Raw genomic sequence first — 20,862 nt, 5'->3', positions numbered from 1 at the left:
ATGAGAAAACTTATGCTCAGGAGTTTGTTTTTGATACTTCTATCCTTCTGTCTGCTGCACTCAGGAGCTCAAAGTCCGAATATGAAATTCAGACATTTCACCTCTAAAGATGGACTGGTTCAGAATAATGTGGTGGTCATCCTGCAGGATTCAAAAGGCTTTATGTGGTTTGGTACAAGAGCCGGACTGAATCGTTTCGATGGTTACGACTACCGGCTTTATGAATACATTCCGGGCGAAGAAAACACATTAATAAGCAGTCAGATAAGTGCGCTGTACGAAGACAAAAGAGGGTATATCTGGATAGGACATGAGGGAGGAGGTCTGGATCGGTATAATCCTGAAACCGACAGTTTTGAAAATTTCAACAGAACTCCTGAAACAAATGTGGAACTACCCAATTCAAATGTTTCTGCCATTACAGAGGATGATCAGGAAAATTTATGGATTGGGACTTTTGGCAATGGTATGTATGTCATCAACAAGGCGCGTACCCGCATGACGCATCTTGTTCATGATCCGGAAAACGACCGGTCGTTGGGAGCTAACAGTATCCGAACCTTGCTTAAAGACTCCAGCGGAAACCTATGGGTCGGTTTCTGGTCTGAGACAGGAATTGACCGCTATGATCCGGAAACAGGGGTTTTCCACCATCTCATTGTCAGGGAAGATAAGGAGGGAGTTGTTACCGGTGATAGCTTCTATGATATCTACGAAGATTCAAAAGGTAGAATCTGGATTTCTCTAAGGGGAGTTGGTGTTAGCTGCTATTATCCGGAGGAAAACCGTTTTGAGAACTATTCGCACGATCCTTTCAATCCAAATTCATTGAGCAGTAATGTGGTTAGAGCTATTGTGGAGGATGACGAAGGAAACCTCTGGTTTGGAACAGAGAACGGAGGGCTCAGCATTTTAAATCCGTCCACCGGAAAGTTTACGAATCTTGTAAACGATGATTTCGACAAAGAAAGCCTCAATAATAATTCTATTTATTCACTGTATAAAGATGCTGAGGGAAATATCTGGATTGGTACTTATACCGGGGGGGTGAATGCCTATTTCAAAAGCTATAACACCTTTGAGCATTTTCGTAAAAAGAGTGGACGGGAACAGTTGAATCACAACAGTATTACCAGTTTTGCGCAGGATCATTCAGGCAATCTCTGGATTGGGACCGATGGAGGAGGCGTAAATATTCTGGAGTCGAATCAGTCCCGCTTCAGGCATCATCAGTTTCAGAGAGGGAATGATACAACCCTGGGAGCTGATTATGTGATGGGTGTTTCTACTGATTCCGCAAAAAATATGTGGATTGGTACCTGGGGAGGAGGGCTGAACCGATATGATTTTGATACAGGCAAGTTTACACGATACCAGCGAAATCCTGACAATGAAGGGGCTATAAACTCCAACAATGTCTCCATGGCCTATCAGGATTCAAAGGGAAATCTCTGGGTGGGAACCTTTGGTGGTGGCCTCAATTTGTTTGATTATGAAACGGGGACCTTTACAAATTACACCAATGAGCCGGGCAACCTGTTGAGCATTAGCAATAATCATGTGGTAAATATTCTGGAAGGGGATAACGGTCTGCTTTGGCTTGGCACAGATGGTGGAGGAATCAATATGATGCGACGTAATCATACTTTCAGGCAGTTTCTGGGCATTGAGGACAACCGCAGGGGGCTCAGAAACGGCAATATCTTATCTTCCTTAAAGGATGAAAAGGGTGGTTTGTGGTTTGGGACCAATAAAGGATTGCACAAGCTTAATCCTGAAGCCTTGCAGTTTCACTATTATGCTATGGATGACAGTCTTTCTGAGCTGCGGGTGTTGGGCATAGAAGAGGATATTCACAATAATCTGTGGATTAGTTCCAACAACGGATTAATGGTCTTTAACCCTGAGTCGGGATACTTCAGGCGCTTTACTACTGCGCATGGATTGCAGGATATAGAGTTTAGCCGGGGTGCATCTTTCGAGGATAAAGATGGCTATCTGTACTTTGGAGGGATTAACGGGTTTAACAGGTTTCATCCCGATAGTGTTGATATTGCTATCAAAGCCCCATCTATTGAAATCGTCGATTTTGAGATCTTTAACAAGTCCGTGAAGATAGGTGAGATGGACTCGCTGTTGAAAAAATCCATTACTGAAACAAGTTATATAGAAATTCCCTGGCGCTATTCCATGTTCTCGATGAGGTATGCAGCCCTGAACTACAATTTCACTACGGATATTGAATATGCCTATAAACTGGAGAATTTCGATAAGGAGTGGTATTTTGTGGGTAAGAACCGGAAAGCAACTTATACCAATTTGAATCCCGGCAGGTATGTTTTCAAGATTAAATGCAAGATAGACGGAGCCTGGGGCAAAGAACAGCGTAAACTTGAAATTGTTATTCTTCCTCCCTTTTGGCAAACTTTCTGGTTTCGGAGTCTGGTGGTTCTTTTTGTGTTGTTGATTTTTGCCCTGTTTTACCGGTCAAGGCTGCAGCGGATAAAAAAGCTGAACCGGCTGGTGGAAAAACGAACTGAGGAAATCAGGCAAAAAAATGAAGTGCTGGAAGATCAAAAGCAACAGTTGCTGGAGATCAATGTTAAGCTAACAGAGCGGCAGGAGCAAATTGAGATGCAGGCCAGGGAACTTATCCGTCAAAGAAATGAACTTAAACAGACCAATGCTACTAAAGATAAGTTTCTTTCCATTATTGCTCATGATTTGAGGAATCCTTTCAACACGATTATCGGGTTTTCCGAATTGCTGCTGAGTGATCTGGATTCTTTTGAGAGAAGTGAGGTGGAAAATCAATTAAAACAAATTCTGAGAGCCGGGGAGCAAACATATAGCCTGTTGGAGGATCTGCTGATGTGGGCCAATTCTCAGTCAGGCAAACTTAATGCCCGGACTGAAGAAGTGGATTCCCGGGAGGTGTGTTTGAATGTAATGGAGTTAATGAAGGATCAGGCAGACCGGAAGAATATTGAAATATCCTGTAACACCTTAGAAACAGTATTGGTGAAAGCCGATCGGTTTATGCTGACTACGGTAATCAGAAATCTGCTCTCCAACGCTATTAAGTTTACTGAACAGAGGGGAAATGTTATGCTTTCGGTTGTCCGCAAGCATAATGAGGCAGTTGTTACGGTTGCCGATACCGGAGTTGGAATTGATGAGAAGAATCTTCTGAAACTTTGGGACGTTGCCGGGCATACTTCGCATGCAGGAACCGAAAACGAGCAGGGTAGCGGTCTTGGGCTCTTGCTTTGCAAAGAGTTTGTGGAAAAACAGGGCGGTAAGATAACTGTGCAGAGCCGGGTAGGGAAAGGAAGTGTTTTTGAATTTACAATCCCTTTGGCTGATTGATCGATTTTGACACTTCAATTATTCTATATATCTTCATATCCCTTTCAATTTAAACTTTTACGGATATGGCAAGTGATATAGAAATCGCCCGGAAAGCGGGCATCAAACCCATTGCGGAAATTGCAGAAAATTTACAGATTCCGTTTGATAAACTGGAACTCTACGGTAAATACAAGGCGAAGCTGCCGCTTGATTTGATTGATTCTGAAAAAGCCCGGGAGGGTAAACTCGTATTGGTTTCGGCCATATCTCCCACACCTGCCGGGGAGGGTAAAACCACCATCTCCATCGGACTTAGCGAAGGACTTAACCGAATTGGCAAACAAACCACCGTCGTGCTTCGGGAACCCAGTTTGGGGCCTGTCTTTGGGATTAAAGGCGGCGCCACCGGCGGAGGCTACTCCCAGGTCATTCCCATGGAGGACATCAATCTACACTTTACAGGGGATTTTGCAGCCATCGAAAAAGCCAATAACCTGTTGGCTGCTTTGATCGATAACAATATCCAGAACAATGGTCGCTCATTGAATATTGATCCACGTACCGTTCACTGGAAGCGTGTGATGGATATGAACGACCGCTCCCTGCGGAATATTATTGTCGGGCTGGGCGGAACCACCTCCGGAATACCTCGTGAAACAGGATTTAACATTACCGCTGCTTCTGAAATAATGGCCATTCTTTGCCTGGCCGAGGATTTTCACGACCTGAAAGAGCGAATCGGAAATATTTTTGTGGGATATACCTTTGATAAGAAACCGGTTTTTGCCCGTGATCTGAATGCGCAGGGTGCTATGGCCGCTCTTTTGAAGGAGGCCATTAAACCTAATCTGGTTCAGACACTGGAGAGCAATCCGGCCATTATCCATGGAGGTCCCTTTGCCAATATTGCTCAGGGAACCAATTCTGTGCTGGCAACCAAAATGGGCCTTTCCCTGTCCGATTATGTGGTTACCGAAGCCGGATTTGGTTTTGATCTTGGTGCAGAGAAATTTCTGGACATCAAGTGTGTGTCGGCAGACCTGAAGCCTCAGGCCGCGGTATTGGTGGCAACCGTGAGGGCGTTGAAATATCATGGAGAAGTTCCTGTGCCCGATCTGAACAATCCCAATGTGGAGGCGGTGAAGCAGGGAATAGAAAACCTGGAGAAGCATGTGGAAAATATGCGAAAATTCAATGTGTGTCCGGTGGTGGCGATCAATCGTTTTGTCTCCGATACCGACGAGGAGATCGCTGTAGTAAAAGAAAAATGCAAAGAGCTTGGCGTGAAGGTGGCTGTGGCCGATGTGTGGGCCAAAGGAGGTGAGGGTGCCGAGGAATTGGCTCACCTGGTGGCAGAGGCAGCTGAAAGCTGCACTTCTGAAATGACACCGCTCTACGACTGGAACTGGTCAGTAGAGAAGAAAATAGAAACCATTGCCAAAGAAATTTACGGAGCCAAAGCCATTGATTATACAGCTCAGGCCAAAAAAGATCTCAAGGTGGTTGAAGAACTGGGGCTGGGCAACAAAGCGGTATGTATTGCCAAGACCCAGAAGTCGCTCTCCGATAATCCCAAACTGCTCGGAAGACCCGAGAATTTTGTGGTTACCGTTCGTGAAATTGAGATTGCCGCAGGGGCCGGTTTTATCGTTCCCATTACCGGTAACATTATGCGTATGCCGGGACTGCCGGGAACTCCTGCTGCTGAGAATATTGACATTGATGATGATGGCGTAATCTCAGGACTTTTTTAGGAAAGAGCATTGTGCATGGAGCAGAGAGGAAAGTGCAGTGAGCAGAGATTGCATGAGGTGAGGTGATAGCTGTTGGCTCATAGCTCTTAGCTGATAGGGCAACCTAACTGCTGCCAAACTGGTGCCCCGCCAGTGCTGGCCTACTTCTTGTTGTTCTCAATTCTTGCCTTCATTAATGCCATGGTTAATGCATACCGCATTCGGTAAAGCGAATAGGTAGCTCCCGACACTGCATCCACATCCATTATATTCTGCTTTTCCAGCAGTTGCTGTTCCATTATCGGGTAAGCAATGGCCGGAGTGGTTCCGGCGGGTTGCATCTCTTTGCAGTAAGCGGGATCTTCCTGCTTGCCTTTGCCGGATTGTTTTATTTCATTGTAGTCAACTGAAGTGATTCTTTCGTTTTTTACAGAAATGGTAACGACATGTTGGTAGTCAAAGGCATCAGCAGGAGTCGCTGCGCTGTAGGTGCCATCCGGAACTCCTTTGGCAGAAATGGGGAGCTGGTATGCATCAATAATCTGTTGAAAGGAAGAGTCCACTCTGTCTATGGGGGAAGTTTCGATGATGAAGTGGAGACTCATTAAAGAAGACTTGAAGTACTTGTCTTCAGGCTTGAATGCTTTAATGATGTCAAGATCGCTTTTTTGCTGTTGCTGGCAGCCTGTTATTATCAATATTGCTAAAGAAATACAGAAGATGTTGAAAATATACCTGAGTTCTGTTTGCATCGGTTCTTTTTCTGAGAGTGAGTGTATCATCTTATTTAGCTGGATTAATTTATGGATTAATCAGACAAGGAATGTCAGCGTAATGACAATTAAATATAAGAAATCCCTTATTCCAAAGTTATAAAACATCTTCTTTCAATATTCCGGTAAACTCTTATAAGAGATAGTAAATTATCTTCTTTCAGTTGGACATGTGTTCGCTTCAATGTTCTGGTCATAAGTGCTATATGGTTTGCCTTGAAACTTATGTCTATAAGTCTGACGATCTATTGTGCTTTGGAATTGTAAAGAATTACCCATCCGTCCAGAGTTTCTTTTTCCGTGAAGAAATTTTTCAGTTTTTGGAAGTCCGTTTTGCGGGCATCACTTAGCCTGGCAATTAGAACACTGCCTTTAAAGAAAGCAGGATTTTCTAATCGTTCATCACCAAAATCTATCAGGGAATGTTTCCATTTGTCCGTTTTTTCAAATCTTGTTTCCCGATTCAGTCCTCTGTCCCCATTAAATATTGATATTACGGGCTGATGGGCATGGAAGGCCACTGATGGCAATCGTCTGTCATAAACCATGATATGCCCGTCTTCAGTTAGTTTTGTTTTTGCTTCGATGGCTACATTTCTCTGGTCATTGGCTATGCGTGGATTGGCTTGCATGAAATAGGTGCTGAAAACAACAAGTAACAGCGTAAATGCGCTTGCGACAGGAACCGTAAATTGGGTCCTGTTGATTTTTATGGTCTGAAAAGATATTAATAAACCCATCAGGCCAATTATCACGTACATGCCGACAGAAAAGCTGATGTCTTCAGAAGTTATATATCCTGCCGATAACAATGTGACAATAATTAGAATGTGGTAGAAGGCAAGAGCCTTACTCCATCGTTTTCTGTTTTTCTCAGATATAACCCCCCAGGTGTTGGCTGCAATGATGGCAATTGCAGGAAAAACGGGAAGTACATACAGAATTAATTTAGAAGTGGAAAGCGAGAAAAAAAACAAAGGAATGGCGATCCACAGCCATAGTAATTTGCTGTAGCTGAATGGGCTTTTAAAATTTTTGGCTGAATGGTATATCGATAGTATAAACCATGGGAAGGACATGGCTGGTACAAAAGCGAGATAAAACCAGAAAGGTTCGCCCCGATTGAATTGATTAGTGGCAAATCGATTGATGGTGTGGTCTATGACGAAATAGTCAATAAATTCCGGATTTTGCCAAACCAAAAAAAGATACCAGGAAATCCCGCTAAATAAAAATACCATCAATCCGGAAATATGATGAAAAAACTGCTTTTTTTGTTTTAACGGGAAAAGATGATTGATCAATGGTAGGGTAACAGCCGGAATAATAAAGACAACCGGCCCTTTGGTCATGAAGCCGAGTCCAAGAGACAAATATGTAAGATAAAGCCAATGGGGTTGTTGGGTGATACGTCGCTTGGCCCAGAAGAAAACCGAAAGCAATACAAAAGTGTTGAGAAATGCATCTGTGGTAAGGGCCCGTGCAGAAATAAGTACTGCCGGGAAACTGATGTAAATGAGTGCGGCCGTGATAGCGATTGTTTTGTCCTTTGTAAACAATACCGACAAACGAAAAACTAACCATATCTGTATTAGTATCATTATTTGCAGAAAGAAGCGTGCTCCAAAAGCATTCGGCCCGAAAATATGATAAGAAAGTGCAGTTATCCAATAAGTAACAGGAGGTTTATGGTAATGCTGAATCTCTAACAGACGGGGATGAAGATAATCACCGCTTTGATACATTTCATAAGCAATTTCTGCATAGCGGGCTTCACTGGTTTCGGTTACCCCCCATCCGTTCAGATTGACTAAAAGTGCTATAGCAGATATAAGGATAATGAACCATAAATATTTTCCTTGCTCTAATCTTGCGGTGAAAATCTTTTTCATTCGTATAAAATTTATTAATTAAGGTCTGATGGAACTCGCATTTAAGAACTTATACATATCCTCTTGTGGCAATCGTTGCCATGCTCGTTTCATTCGTTTAAAATTTTGTAATTACCTGATAGGAAGTTAATTAAAATTTTAGAAAAAATGAAACAGCTTCGCCCTCGCAAAAATTTTTTTAACATATTCTTTTGTCAATAGCCCGTTAATGTCCTGAAACATACTGATATTCAGGTGTTTGTTGACGTTGCGGGGGATTGTGTTATCTAACAGGTTATCAGAATTATAGGTTTTACGTAAATATTTTATCTAACTCAATTGTCAAAACACTCTGTTATAGTTAATTAATCCTTAATTTAGATCTTTTTTATCAGTCAAAATTTCCTCAAAAAGCTAAGGAATGACTGTAAAGTTGAATACTTTTCTTCTGCCTTCTGCCTCTCCAACTTCTGCCTGTAGGGTACTTTCATATAACAAGAATCATAAAGACTTCAAGATGTGCTGTTTAGGTAATTTTGTTAGTTCCTTAGGTATGTCGGTAATTAAAATTCGACTACTGCCTACTGCCTAACTTTCACTGTGTTTTATTCTGTTTGAGCCCAACGCTTTTCTCTTGCACGAAGTAGTGAATAATCAGATTTCGGCTGTAGAGAAGCATGCCAAATGCTTGACCGACAATTATTACCGGGTCTTTTCGAATGATGGCATATGCAATGATGACGGCTGCACCTGTTATGCTGATTAACCAGAATAACGGGGGAAGTACGGAAATCTTCTTTTTCTCGGAATAAAGCCATTGAAAAATAAAACGGAAGGTGAAAATAATCTGTCCGGCGGTACCAAGAATAAAAAGTTTAATGTTTATGTCAGGGTTGTGTGTAAGATCGAAAAAGTTGTAGCCGTGATGATTAAAAATGAGTAACCCCAGGGTGAAAGCCGGGGCAATAAATGCGACAACCCGTATGGGACGGGGAAGAGGTTCCCAGCTGCCTTTAAGTTTCAGGTTTCGGATATAAATGAAGTAAGACACTAATTGCCCTCCCAGAATAACCAGATCCTTGCGAAGCAGACCATATCCCATCATCAATAAGGAGGCAAAAAGGCTTAATTGCCAGAAAATTTCCGGGGAGACAACTTTTTTTGCTTTTTCGGATAATAGCCACTGAACCAATAGTCTGGCTGAGAACAGACCTTGAGCCACAAAGCCCAGTCCAAATATAAAATAATTGTTGATCATTGCTTTGTGGTGCTTTCTTTGATTGAATAGCTGATGTTTCTTTTGCGCATCCACACAAATGCGAGGGTGTCAAGAAAAGGACCAATAAGGCGGTTCCTAAGATTGTATTTCGAAGTACCTTCCATTCGCTTAAAGTGTTGAACCTGAATTTGCTTAACATTGCCGCCATGCAGTTGTACCAGGGCAGGAATAAAACGATGCATGCCGTTAAAGAATGGCAACTCCCGGGCCATTTGTGTTTCCATCAGTTTTAGCGGACAGCAGGTGTCTTTTACATTGTCATGAATCATCCACTGTCGAAAGCTGTTGGCTATTTTTGAAGACCATCTCTTTATCAGTGTGTCTGCTCTGTTTTTGCGAATGCCGTTAATGATGGTAAATTCCCCAATGAAGTCATAAAACCTGATGAAATCCATGAAACTGGTTTGTAGATCTGCATCGATATAACCAAGATAGGGGGTTTTTACATGATCAATCCCGGCTTTAATGGCCGTACTGAGTCCTTTGTTCCTTTCCAGTGCGATAAAGCTGAAATAATCCGGGTCTTCGGAGCAATAGCGACGGATGATGGAAAGACTTTGATCGGTGGAGCCATCATCGACAAAAAGAATACTTGTTTTAATGAGGCTCTCGGTTTTAAACTTTTTAGCCTCTGCTCTTAGTCTGGGCAGGCTCTCTTCCTCATTGTAAACCGGAACAATGATTGTTAGTTTTGAGTCAATTTGCATGAACTATTATTTTTGAAGGACCTAAATGAGTTCATTTTGTTTTGTATCAGTGTTTTAATGCATTAATAATCCAGGTGTTAATCTTTTAATTGATGCAGGCCTGAGACGAAATGCAATCATGATTTTATAATTATTAGTGGACTGTCATTCAAAATTCACTTATTTGTCAGTTTTCTGAATCACTTTTCCAATCCGGATGTTCAAATAATTATGAGTAATTTAATAAAAAATTAATTACAAAAACAGTGCCATATCTGGATGTGTTGATATAAAGATGAAATAAAATGGTCTAACCGGTTTAAAGGAGGGGTAGAATGTAAGGGATTTCATTTAGGTTTTTTATAAGCTTTTGACCACCTCTGACAATTCATCTTATAGCTTTTTGGTAACTTTGTCGGATTATGAAAAGCAAAACAAAACACATTCAATGGCCATTTTTTTATGGTTATGTGGTGATGGTTGTTGGCACCATTGGCATCTGGGCAAGTGTTCCGGGTCAGACTATCGGGGTATCCACTTTTACCGACCCGGTAAAAGATGCACTGGGGCTGACGCGTGACCAGTTTAGTGCGGCCTATATGGTGGGAACTTTTGGGAGTTCGTTGTTGCTTGGATGGGCCGGACGTTGGTTCGACCGCGCCGGAGCAAGAATTGTGGCTGTTTTATCAGCGGTTATGCTGGCAGGTACTTTGTTTTTAAGTTCTATCTCTGATGTCCTAAGCGAAAGTGTAAAATCGATTACAGGCATTGAGCATTGGGGAGTGCCCTTTTCTATTATGATGGTGTTCTTTTTCCTGTTGCGCTTTAGTGGTCAGGGAGTACTGACCATGGCATCGCGTAATATGATAATGAAGTGGTTCGATCGTTACCGCGGACGGGTCAATGCTTTTGTGAGTATCAGCATTTCTTTGGGTTTTTCCAGTTCACCACTGTTGTTCGATGCCATTATTAAGGATTGGGACTGGAATGGAGCCTGGCGTATTTTGGCCATCGGAATCCTGATTATTGGTGTTCTGATGTGGATTTTTTATCGCGACAATCCTGAAGATATGGGGTTGGTTCCTGATGGGATACGGGGTAGCAGCAACCCAAAGCACAAGCCGATGCCCAGGCTGAAACAATTTCTGCCCAAAGAAGCCTTTGTCACCCGGGCATTTTGGATGTATGCCATGATGATGTCCTTCAACTCCTTTTTTATTACCGGTTTGTCATTTCACATGGTTGATATTTTCACCTCCACCGGGCTCGACCGGGAGGAGGCAGTGGCTGTTTTTCTCCCCATATCGGTCATTAATGTGAGTGTTTCCCTGCTTTTCAATTTCCTTAGTGATTCGATGCCGCTTAAGAAACTTCTTTTTGTAATGATTGGGGGAGCCTTGGTTTGGGTAGTCGGACTCATTGGTTTGTCTGGCGGCTGGGGCTTGTGGTTGATAATTGTTGGGTCAGGAGTCAGCGGCGGCTTGTTTGCTGTACTGAACTCTGTTACCTGGCCCAAACTTTTTGGACGAAAACATTTGGGCGCAATTTCCGGGAAGGCAATGTCCATGCTGGTGTTTGCCAGTGCTTTGGCTCCGTTTTTCTTCAGCCTTTCCAAAACGATATTTAAAACCTATACTTCCATGGGATGGCTTGGTTTGGGATTTGTTATTATTATGTTTATTGGTTCGTTTAAGGCTAATGATCCACAACCGAAAGTTGTTGAATAGTAAGAGTTTTGGGGGCTAACAAAAGCGGCTTGTTTTTTGTTAGTTGTGTAACAAACCTTTCCAATATAATTATTTTAACAGAGCTGTCAGGCTTGTTGGGTGCCGACCTTGGCAGGTAAGCCTAAAAACAAGATTGTTTTATCGAAAAATCGTCTTTGTTTGAATCTCACGCGCGCAGCAAGTGAGATGAGTTTAGACGATTTCGATGGAAGAACCGTAGTTTTTAGAGCGAAAGCTGGCAAAGTCTTGATCTTTTTTGTCCCGAAATAAATTTTTGTTGGTTTTGGAAAATCAAAACCTTACAAAATCATAATCGGGATCAGGGTTTAAGGGATGAAATCCCTTTTGAAAATGTTTAGGACACTATTGGTTGTGTAACTATAATTTAGCTGCTTTTTTATGCAAAAGATATTTATTTCTCTCCTTTTCTTTTCATTTGGATTATTCGGGACGGCACAAACCCCGGATTATTCCGATGTGGAGTTTGACAAGCAACAAATGCTGGAATTGGTCAACAATGCCCGGATGACCAAGCGTCGTTGCGGAGGTAAGAAACATGATGCAGTTGCTCCGCTTCAATGGAATAGAAAGCTGGCACAAGCAGCCCAAAAGCATGCCGATGATATGGGCGATAATGACTTTTTTGATCATACCGGTTCTGATAAATCCACTGTGGTGGTGAGAGTCGAGCGTGAGGAGTATCTCTGGCGCGCTGTTGGGGAGAATGTAGCTATGGGACCACGTTCGGTTTCCGAAGCCGTTAAAGGATGGCTGGATAGTCCCGGCCATTGTAGCAACATTATGAGTGATGGTTTTACGGAAATGGGGGCTGCGTTGTCGAACAACGGGCAGTATTGGGTACAGGTTTTTGGTGCTCCGAGAGGGGAGTAGCTGTTAGCTGTTAGCTCTTAGCTCTTGGCTCTTGGCTCTTAGCTCTTAGCGCTTATGTCCTCGAGGTTCTGTCCGCAAACGCAACTGTTCGCAGTGCTCAAATGGCCTGCGCTGACGCGTTTATAACCACTGATCCGTCCTAGATTTTGTTTACAGATTAACGGTTCATAAATTGAAACTTCAATTGCTCTTGGTGGAAGATAAAACCTAAGCTTTGACGGGTTTCTTTCAGTTTCTTCATTGCTTAATAACTTCTTTTGAGAATAATTCTTCCATTATCTTTTTAATTAGGGTGTCACCCCTGCCGGGGTTTTTATCACATTTTGTAATACCATTGCTACCATACTATCGCCCCGCTGGGGCTGTTCCAGCATGCAATGCATTGTCCCAATTTCATATCCCCCGCTGTTTCTCCTGACAGCTATGAGCCAGGAACGACCTCCCCGCCCTATGCTCCATGCTCCCTGCCCTTTGCCAATCCCTCTCAAAACCGCTCAATCACTTCAAGTGTCATCAATCCCCAAACTACATAGCGTAGAGCCTTGCCCACCAACATTCCGATGGCTGAAACCCAAAAATTGCTTTTGAGAAGACCCAGAATGACAGCTATGATGTCTCCCACTCCGGGAAGCCAGCAAAAAAAGCTGATCCACCACTCTTTTCCTTCTACTTTGCGGTGCCATTTTTCCAATTTTGATTGGGGAATGTGCAGATATTTTTCAATCCACTCAAATTTTCCTACCCATCCTATCCAGAAAGAGGTCAGTCCCCCCAGCCAGTTGCCCAGTGTTGCTGTAGCCAGGCTCAAAACCGGATCTCCTCCGGCAGCCAAAATGCCGCTAAGAACAAATTCGGAACTGAAAGGAAGAATGGTTGCTGCTAAAAAGCTGGCCAGAAAGAGGCCGAGATATCCGAGGTCGATCCACATGGGGCTATTTGAATCCTTTGGTTGGTCTTTCCCATTCTTCGATGGGAATAAAAACTCCGGCTGTTTCACCTTTGTTATCAAGGATATATTGAAGATGCATGAAAATTTAAATATTGGTTGACAATTCAAATATATGGACTTTTTTTACCATGAGCAATCTGTTCATGTTGATCCCCATTTGTTGGTATTTTTAAACCAAGACGGGGGGATGTTGGTTTTCTTTAGTTGTTTGTTTCTATTTTTGATGTCATGAAGAAGATTTGTTATCATATTCCCGGAATGGATTGCCCCTCTGAAGAGCGGATTATCCGCATGAAGCTGGAGGGTGTAGAGGGGCTCGAAGCATTGGATTTTGATTTGGACGGACGGAAACTGGATGTATTTCATTCAGGGAAAGTAGAAGATATTACTCCACTGATTGAGTCTCTGAATATGGGGGGCAGGCTCAACCTGGTTTCGGAGGTAGATGAATTGCCCGATGAAACTGCTGATCATTCTGTCGAGCGCAAAATGCTTTGGGCGGTTTTGATCATCAATGCGGTCTTTTTTGTGGGAGAGATGATTGCCGGTTGGCTTTCCGGTTCGATGGGACTGGTAGCCGATTCGTTGGATATGCTGGCCGATGCACTGGTGTACGGACTTAGTCTTTGGGCGGTAGGTGCATTGGTTTCCCGGAAAAAGTGGGTGGCTGCGGTCAGCGGTTATTTGCAGCTGGCACTGGCAGCCATGGGATTGATGGAAGTCCTCAGAAGGGTTACCGGAGTAGAGATATTCCCGGATTTCCGGACGATGATTGTGGTGTCTGTTCTGGCATTGGTAGCCAATTCTGTTAGTCTTTATTTGCTGCAAAAATCCAAAAGTAAGGGGCAACACGTCAAAGCCAGTATGATCTGCACCTCCAATGATGTTATTATCAATGCAGGTATTATTGTGTCAGGAGGATTGGTTTACTGGACAGGTTCAGCCATACCTGACCTGGTGACAGGAACCATTGTATTCGGACTTGTTGTATGGGGAGCAGTGCGGATTATTAAATTATCCAGATAAAAATTAAATATTTTGTTGAAATGTCACATACACATCATCATGTCACCAGTGGCCGAGCATTTGCTATCGGGATTACACTGAATATTGTGTTTGTAGGGGTTGAAGTTTTTTATGGCCTTGTGGCCAACTCTTCGGCGCTGCTGGCCGATGCGGGGCATAATGCCAGCGATGTGTTGGGACTCTTTTTTGCATGGGGGGCATTTCGTCTGGCCAACAGGAAACCCAAGGGTAAATATACTTATGGATTGCAGCGCAGTACTATCTTGTCATCAATACTCAATGCGGTGCTGCTTTTTATAGCTGTTTTCTTTATCGCAAAAGATGCCATTTTAAAACTCGATAATCCACAGCCGGTGGGAGGAACCAGCGTGATGATTGTGGCCGGTATCGGGGTTGTTATCAATACCATTACGGCTTTGCTTTTTGTGAAAGGTCAGAAACACGATCTGAACATTAAAGGTGCGTTTTTGCACATGGCTGCTGATGCGGCTGTTTCTGTGGGCGTTGTAGTAGCCGGCTTGCTCATCAATACAACAGGATATCAGTGGATTGATCCCGTGGTGAGTTTTGTGATTATTGCAGTAGTGCTCTATGGTACCTGGGGCCTTTTTGTGGATTCCGTAAATCTCGCACTTGATGCGGTTCCAAAGAATATCAATATTGCTGAAGTACGTGATGCATTGAACGATTTTCCGGGGGTAAAGGATGCCCATGATTTGCATGTGTGGGCCCTTAGCACTAATAAAACTGCTATTTCGGTGCACTTGGTGGTGCCCGATGGCGGCAGTGATGATTTTTTGGCAGAAGTTCAGCAGATGCTCGATGACCGGTTTAATATCTCGCACACAACGGTTCAGGTGGAGACTCATGTGGATAATGGGATTGAGTGCAATCATGTGTGATCTTAATGAGGCAGAAGTTAGTGACCAACAGGCAGAAGTTTAAGAGGCCGAAGGCAGAAGAAAAAATATTGTGCCGCATTCAAAAGATGGAGATTGATGAACACTTTTGAGACAGTGAATCTGCTGGCAATGGTATTCGGCAATTAAAAATTAACTATGCCAGAGGCTATAGAATACATTTTAAAGAATTTGACGGGAAAATTATTATTCTGTTTCTTTTGTGATATTTATGCTTAAAAAATATCATGCTCGTTTTATTTGTTTAAAACTTTTTCAGGGAATCACAGTAAAAAGAGAAATATTCTATTTAATTTAGAGAAAATTATTGCCCGGAGATGATTAAACAGCCGATACGACCATTTATCTTATTTCTTCTTTTTCTATGTGTCCCCCTTTTTTCTGGAGCTCAGATTAACAATGAATCCCGGTACTATTACCCGGAGTTTGAAGAAGGGCGTAAACATCAGCTATTGCTGCACCTGGCCAATATCAACTTTGTAAAGAATAACGAGTATAAAAATAAGTTTGCCTGGGGACATACACTTATTGGTTATGGCATTCAGCCCTCGCTGATGTATTATGCCGGAGACCGCCTGAGATTAAGGGCAGGTCTGTTTTTGCAGCAATACAGTGGTCTCAATTATTACAGCGAAGTGCGTCCGGTTTTGTCGGCTCACTTGAGAGTCAGTCCCTCATTCGATTTGATTATGGGAACGCTCAAAGGGCATGTGCATCATGATGTGATAGAGCCTTTGTTCGATACGGAGCGTCAATACACCCGTCCGGTGGAAAACGGAATTCAGTTCCTGATTGACCGCCCGTGGCTCGATATGGATGTGTGGGTTGACTGGGAGCAGTTTATCCAGGAGGGAGATGACTTTCCGGAGTGGTTTACTGCCGGCATGAGTACTTCTCTTCAGCCAAATGATACTACCGGGCGTTTATGGCAACTGAATATTCCATTGAATATGATGGCAGTGCATCGGGGAGGAGAAGTAAGCAATTATCCCGAACGGGTACAGACCTCCATGAATCTGGCAGCCGGCATTCGTCTGAACAGGAAATTGCAAGGCGCTTTTGAGGATGCGGGACTGTTCGCTTATGCCATGAATTATAACAACCTAAATGATGTTGGTCAACTGGGTGTGAATAATGGCTATGCCTGGTATGCCGGAGTTACCGCCAATACCCGGCGCACAAATTTGATGGCAGGCTATTTTTACGGACACGATTTTGTGGCACTGCGAGGAGGGGGCATTTTCCAGTCAGTATCCCCTATTCGCGACAATGTCTATATCCCCACACGACAGCTGGTTACTATGAAGATTGGATACAACCGTATGTTTTTGAAGAAAATTAAATTCTCCTTTCTTTTTGAGGGCTATTACGATATTCCTGATGCCCGTTTTGACTTTGCTCCGGGCATTCAGTTGGTGTTTTCACCCAGTTTCTTTTTGACTGAGGCTGAGTTCTTTTAATTGGGTTTACTCACAAACTCCCCCGGCGTTACCTGGAATTCCTCTTTAAACACCCGGTTGAAATACGAAGGATCACTAAAACCACAGACATATGCCACTTCACTAACAGAGAGTTTTCCTTCGGAGAGTAGCTGACTTGCGCGTCTGAGCCGGTTTTGTTTTATCAGTTCACTTACAGATTGATTGGACACAGCCTTGAACTTTTTGTAAAAGACACTGCGACTCATGCCCGATTGTTCAATCACTGCATAAGCGTTGAATTCAGGATCCTCGAAATGATCCTTGATAATATCCAGGACCTGTTGGAGAAATCTTCTTTCTGATTCCCGTATTTTACTCTCGGGGTTGATGGTCAGATCCTGTCTGATGAGCTGATGTTTGAGACGTTCCCGTTGTTTGATGAGGTTGCGGATTCTGGAGATCAGAATGTCGGCTTCAAACGGTTTGCACAGATAGTCGTCTGCGCCTGTTTCGAAACCTTCCAGTCGTCCGGTGCGTGAACTGTCAGCCGTTAGCAGTATTACCGGGATGTGAGAGGTGCGCAGGTCTGTTTTTATTTTTTCGCACAATTCATACCCATTAATGTCTGGCATCATCACGTCGCTGATGACCAAATCGGGGACAACCGATTTTATTCTTTTTATGCCCTCTTTTGCATCACATTCTGTTGTTACGTAGAACCAGTCCTTCAGACTCTCACGTATGGTGTCGCAAATTTCAGGATCATCATCCACCACCATTACGGTAATATTTTCGGAGGGAGCAGCAATTTGCTGAGAAGAGTCGGGTAAATTGATTTTCGAAATCATGGTGAGTGAAGATCCGGGTGAAGCTTCCAGTATTTCGTTTTCTGAAAGGGGGAGCCTGATGGTGAAGCTGCTTCCCTGGCCGGGCCTTGATTCTACGGTAACTGTTCCATTCAATAACTCTGTAACACGTTTAACAAGATTTAAGCCGATTCCACTGCTGGAATTTGCCTTTCCGGCAGAGTAGAAACGGTCAAATATTTTCTGCATCTCCGGTTCCGGAATACCTGTTCCTGTGTCAGTAACTTTTAGAATAAGGGTATCGGTATTTAAAGCTGTTTCAATGTAAATTTCTCCTTTTTTGGGAGTGAATTTTATTGCATTGGAAATCAGGTTGGTGAGTATGAGGTCGATTTTCTCCTGGTCGTGAATAATCAGTAGTTTGGAGTGTGTTGTTTGAAAGAAGAGGTCGATTTTTGCGGCTCTGGCCTGATAGGCAAAATTGTCAGCCGTAGCTTTAACTGTACAGATAACATCAAAAGGAGTTTTACTCACGGGCATTGCTCCGCTTTCTATTCGTCGGAAATTAAGGATTTGGTCAACAAGCCTGTTGATTTTAAGAAAGTTGTGATGGATAATTTGAAGTTCAGGGGAGTTGTTCCATTTTTCCTTCAGTTTTATTAATGGGTTAAGAATGATTGTCAGGGGGGTGCGCAGTTCGTGCGAAATATTGGTGAAAAACTGCAATTTCATTTGCGTCAGTTCTTCCTCTTTCTCTTTTTGAAGATGGTCGAGCCAAAGTTTATTTTTCATGTTGACGGAGATTATAGTGTACCGTCTGAAAAAGTATAGCGTCAGCACTATCAGTATTACGTACAGGATCTTTGCCGGGAGTGAGAGCCACCAGGGAGGGTGAATGATAATGCTGACTGATGCTGCCGTGTTGTAATTAAAGTCGGTTCCCGTGGTGCCGGCAACCAGAAAAGTGTATTCACCTGCATTGAGGTTGGTGTAAGTTGCCGACCGGCTTTGGTCTGCCTCGGTCCATTGCGCATCAAAACCTTTCAGCTGGTAGGCATATTTTACTTTTTGGGGATGCAGGTATTCGGGAGAGGCAAATTTAATGGTAAAAACCGATTGATCGTGCTGCAATTCCACCTTCCTGCATTCATTGATGTGTTTCTCCAGCGGGGCATTCGGAGTTCCGATCTCAGCAGTTTTGTTGAAGAGCAGGAAGTCGCTGAATGCAACCGGAGGATGATGGGTTTCGGTTCTTATATCCTGCGGGTCGAAAACATTGAACCCGTTCATCCCGCCAAAGAACAAACGGCCGTCTTTTGTTCTCAGAGCAGATCGTCTGTTGAATTCCAGTCCCTGCAATCCGTCGTGAATGTCAAAGTTCTGAATTACAGGACTTTTTGGGCAGGAAATGCCATTTACAATTCGCGATAGTCCTTTCTTGGAAGAAACCCATAAGTTGCCTGACTCATCTTCCCGGATGGCGTTAATGGTGTTGTCCGAGAGGCCATGGTTAGTCCCATAGCGCATGAATGAGGAGTCTTTTCTGATGAAAAGGTTCAATCCGTTTTTTGTTCCTATCCATATATTTTTTTTGCTGTCTTCAAAGAGGCAAATGGCATTGTCAGAACTGATGCTGGCCGGATTGTCTTGTGCATGCCAAAAAGTGTGAAACCGGTTTGTTTTCAGATTAAGTACGTTGAGTCCCCGGGTGGTGGAAATCCAGATTTCCTCGTTGCTGCTTTCCATAAGCGTTACGACCCAGTCGTTGCTGATGCTGTTTACGGGATTGCCAAACTGGTATCTTTTGAAGTTTTGTTTTTCAGGGCTGTAGCGGTTCAGACCACCTCCCAGGCAGGCGACCCAGATTGTGCCCCGGCTGTCCTCGATGATTCCGAATACATGGTTGTTTCCCAATGAATGAGGGTTATCCGGATCATGCCTGAAGTTTCTTTTTTCTCCTGTTTCAGGATCATAGACGATTATTCCATTGTCCCAGGTTCCAATCCAGATGCGGCCTTTTTTGTCGCGAAGCAGTGACCAGACAATCTGGCGATCCTGATCTTCTGTTTCGGGCAGATAGAGACCAATATCTCCTGACTGTTTATTTAAGGTGTTGAGGCCGTTTTCGGTGCCAATGAGAATTTCGTTCTCCAGTTCCAGAAAGGTGTTGACAGAGTTGCTGGTAAGGGAATTTTGAACTCCCGGAAGGGAATAATAGTGGCTGAACTGAAAAAGGTTTTGGTGGTAGAAATCGACACCGTTGCTATACAATCCAAGCCACATAATGCCTTTGGAATCTTTGTAGAGGGCATGAATAGAATTGAATGACAGGGAGCGTTTGTCAACCGGAGAATGAGTGAAATGCTCAACAACAGGCTGGTCATTTTTTTTGTCCGGGGGAGTCAGGATATTCAGGCCTCCGTTTTCCAAACCCACCCAGATGTTGCCGTCAGGTCCTTCTTCAATCGAAAGAATGGCTCCTTTGCTGAGGGAAGAGGGAACATTCCGATCATGTTGAAAACGTTGAGATGAGAACCTGGTATGTGTTGAATCAGGGATTAGAAGGGTGAGTCCGTAACTGCTGGTGCCCAGCCATATTCGGTCGTGGCTGTCAATGAGCATACTGTTGATAAAGCATCCGGACAGAAGAGAGGTTTCGTCATCGGGCGGTTTGAAGAGAGCATTGGGTATTTCAGATGCTTTGAAGAGACAGGCTCCATGGGCTCCGGCGATGAAAATATTTCCATAAGAGTCTCCGGATATTTTTTCAATTTTTAGTCGCGGGTTTATCTGGAGTACAGACAATGATTTTGGGTTGAGTAGATAGAGGCCTCCCGGTGAACCTATTAGTAATTCCCCATTTGGGAGTTCAAAGATGTCGGAGACATAATTTTCCAATCCCGGAATACTCATAAAACGATTCTGATCCCTGAGGTACAGGTTTATTCCCCAGTGTGTTCCAACCCACAGTTTCTTGTTTCTATCCTCAAAAATAACATTGATGTTATTGTCGTTGAGGCTTTCGATAGAATCGCTGCTGTATTTATAGGTTTCAAATTGATAGCCATTGTACCTGTTGAGGCCATCGCTTGTGCCTATCCACAGAAAACCCCGGGAGTCTTCAAGGAAACATTTTACCCAGTTGCTGGATAATCCATCCTCAACATTCAGGTTTTTAAATCTTACAGATTGGGGGTTTGCAGCTCCCCAGAGGGGTGCAAAAAAGATTAACAGGATGAAAATCGGGTTTTTACGGGTCATAATTTTGCATTAATGGGGTTGATGCAAAATTAATGGTTTTAATTTATTTTATGAAATTTATCATGTTTTTTAGATTGAGGGGGTCGGATATTTAACGGTCCTTTCAGCATGCAAGATCTTCAGCGCCGATATGGTATCTTTTGCGAAAGCTGTAAACACAGGAGCCCT

Annotated in this window: 13 protein-coding genes; 7 read left to right on the top strand and 6 right to left on the bottom strand. The window is 43.3% G+C overall.

Features of this window, described 5'->3' with window-relative positions; translation table 11 throughout:
* Window positions 1–81 precede the first annotated feature (81 nt).
* Entirely contained in the window at window positions 82–3,369 is a 3,288-nt protein-coding gene (locus tag BY457_RS02330) for a sensor histidine kinase (RefSeq protein ID WP_258176527.1), read from the top strand.
* 65 nt (window positions 3,370–3,434) lie between these two features.
* Window positions 3,435–5,105: a formate--tetrahydrofolate ligase gene (locus BY457_RS02325; RefSeq protein ID WP_106151720.1), complete on the top strand. Its 1,671-nt coding sequence runs from the start codon at window positions 3,435–3,437 to the stop codon at window positions 5,103–5,105.
* Between the two features lie 140 nt (window positions 5,106–5,245).
* Here BY457_RS02325 and BY457_RS02320 read toward each other — a convergent pair whose 3' ends face one another.
* From BY457_RS02320 to BY457_RS02305, 4 genes are all read right to left on the bottom strand, one after another.
* Entirely contained in the window at window positions 5,246–5,866 is a 621-nt protein-coding gene (locus BY457_RS02320) for an FMN-binding protein (RefSeq protein WP_114437425.1), read from the bottom strand.
* A 236-nt stretch (window positions 5,867–6,102) separates the two neighbouring features.
* Entirely contained in the window at window positions 6,103–7,749 is a 1,647-nt protein-coding gene (locus BY457_RS02315; RefSeq protein ID WP_106151718.1) for an ArnT family glycosyltransferase, read from the bottom strand.
* Window positions 7,750–8,323: 574 nt separating this feature from the next.
* The gene (locus BY457_RS02310) at window positions 8,324–8,986 is read right to left on the bottom strand and encodes a lipid-A-disaccharide synthase N-terminal domain-containing protein (RefSeq protein ID WP_106151717.1); all 663 of its coding nucleotides are present in this window, start codon (window positions 8,984–8,986) and stop codon (window positions 8,324–8,326) included.
* A complete protein-coding gene (locus tag BY457_RS02305; RefSeq protein WP_106151716.1) occupies window positions 8,983–9,714 on the bottom strand; it encodes a glycosyltransferase family 2 protein in 732 nt (243 codons plus the stop codon). The genes BY457_RS02310 and BY457_RS02305 overlap by 4 nt, the downstream gene beginning before the upstream one ends.
* A gap of 401 nt (window positions 9,715–10,115) precedes the next feature.
* On the opposite strand from BY457_RS02305, the gene BY457_RS02300 reads away from it, so the two are divergent.
* Together BY457_RS02300 and BY457_RS02295 are read left to right on the top strand one after the other, a co-directional pair.
* Window positions 10,116–11,420 (top strand): MFS transporter, encoded by a 1,305-nt coding sequence (locus tag BY457_RS02300; RefSeq protein WP_106151715.1) that lies wholly within the window; start codon window positions 10,116–10,118, stop codon window positions 11,418–11,420.
* Window positions 11,421–11,819: 399 nt separating this feature from the next.
* The gene (locus BY457_RS02295; protein ID WP_106151714.1) at window positions 11,820–12,311 is read left to right on the top strand and encodes a CAP domain-containing protein; all 492 of its coding nucleotides are present in this window, start codon (window positions 11,820–11,822) and stop codon (window positions 12,309–12,311) included.
* Between the two features lie 484 nt (window positions 12,312–12,795).
* Here BY457_RS02295 and BY457_RS02290 read toward each other — a convergent pair whose 3' ends face one another.
* A complete protein-coding gene (locus tag BY457_RS02290; protein ID WP_106151713.1) occupies window positions 12,796–13,239 on the bottom strand; it encodes a YqaA family protein in 444 nt (147 codons plus the stop codon).
* Between the two features lie 249 nt (window positions 13,240–13,488).
* Here BY457_RS02290 and BY457_RS02285 point away from each other — a divergent pair, with 249 nt between their 5' ends.
* The 3 genes from BY457_RS02285 (at window position 13,489) to BY457_RS02275 (ending at window position 16,666) form a co-directional block, all read left to right on the top strand.
* A complete protein-coding gene (locus tag BY457_RS02285; RefSeq protein WP_106151917.1) occupies window positions 13,489–14,286 on the top strand; it encodes a cation transporter in 798 nt (265 codons plus the stop codon).
* Between the two features lie 20 nt (window positions 14,287–14,306).
* Window positions 14,307–15,188, top strand: coding sequence for a cation diffusion facilitator family transporter (locus BY457_RS02280; RefSeq protein ID WP_106151712.1), 882 nt, complete (start codon window positions 14,307–14,309; stop codon window positions 15,186–15,188).
* 335 nt (window positions 15,189–15,523) lie between these two features.
* On the top strand, window positions 15,524–16,666 hold the full coding sequence (locus BY457_RS02275) for a hypothetical protein (RefSeq protein ID WP_106151711.1): 1,143 nt from the start codon (window positions 15,524–15,526) through the stop codon (window positions 16,664–16,666).
* Here the strand turns inward: BY457_RS02275 and BY457_RS02270 are convergent.
* Complete coding sequence (locus BY457_RS02270; RefSeq protein WP_106151710.1) at window positions 16,663–20,694, bottom strand: hybrid sensor histidine kinase/response regulator transcription factor; 4,032 nt, start codon at window positions 20,692–20,694, stop codon at window positions 16,663–16,665. The genes BY457_RS02275 and BY457_RS02270 overlap by 4 nt on opposite strands.
* Window positions 20,695–20,862 lie beyond the last annotated feature (168 nt).

The sequence above is a fragment of the Marinilabilia salmonicolor genome (assembly GCF_003003035.1).
Lineage (GTDB): Bacteria > Bacteroidota > Bacteroidia > Bacteroidales > Marinilabiliaceae > Marinilabilia > Marinilabilia salmonicolor_A.
This window is presented reverse-complemented; position numbering and strand designations above follow the sequence as displayed.

Bases quoted from the DNA above. Each gene is read 5' to 3' on its own strand.
- BY457_RS02330 (WP_258176527.1), top strand. From the start codon at position 82: ATGAAATTCAGACATTTCACCTCTAAAGATGGACTGGTTCAGAATAAT.
- BY457_RS02325 (WP_106151720.1), top strand. From the start codon at position 3,435: ATGGCAAGTGATATAGAAATCGCCCGGAAAGCGGGCATCAAACCCATT.
- BY457_RS02320 (WP_114437425.1), bottom strand. From the start codon at position 5,866: ATGATACACTCACTCTCAGAAAAAGAACCGATGCAAACAGAACTCAGG.
- BY457_RS02315 (WP_106151718.1), bottom strand. From the start codon at position 7,749: ATGAAAAAGATTTTCACCGCAAGATTAGAGCAAGGAAAATATTTATGG.
- BY457_RS02310 (WP_106151717.1), bottom strand. From the start codon at position 8,986: ATGATCAACAATTATTTTATATTTGGACTGGGCTTTGTGGCTCAAGGT.
- BY457_RS02305 (WP_106151716.1), bottom strand. From the start codon at position 9,714: ATGCAAATTGACTCAAAACTAACAATCATTGTTCCGGTTTACAATGAG.
- BY457_RS02300 (WP_106151715.1), top strand. From the start codon at position 10,116: ATGAAAAGCAAAACAAAACACATTCAATGGCCATTTTTTTATGGTTAT.
- BY457_RS02295 (WP_106151714.1), top strand. From the start codon at position 11,820: ATGCAAAAGATATTTATTTCTCTCCTTTTCTTTTCATTTGGATTATTC.
- BY457_RS02290 (WP_106151713.1), bottom strand. From the start codon at position 13,239: ATGTGGATCGACCTCGGATATCTCGGCCTCTTTCTGGCCAGCTTTTTA.
- BY457_RS02285 (WP_106151917.1), top strand. From the start codon at position 13,489: ATGAAGAAGATTTGTTATCATATTCCCGGAATGGATTGCCCCTCTGAA.
- BY457_RS02280 (WP_106151712.1), top strand. From the start codon at position 14,307: ATGTCACATACACATCATCATGTCACCAGTGGCCGAGCATTTGCTATC.
- BY457_RS02275 (WP_106151711.1), top strand. From the start codon at position 15,524: ATGATTAAACAGCCGATACGACCATTTATCTTATTTCTTCTTTTTCTA.
- BY457_RS02270 (WP_106151710.1), bottom strand. From the start codon at position 20,694: ATGACCCGTAAAAACCCGATTTTCATCCTGTTAATCTTTTTTGCACCC.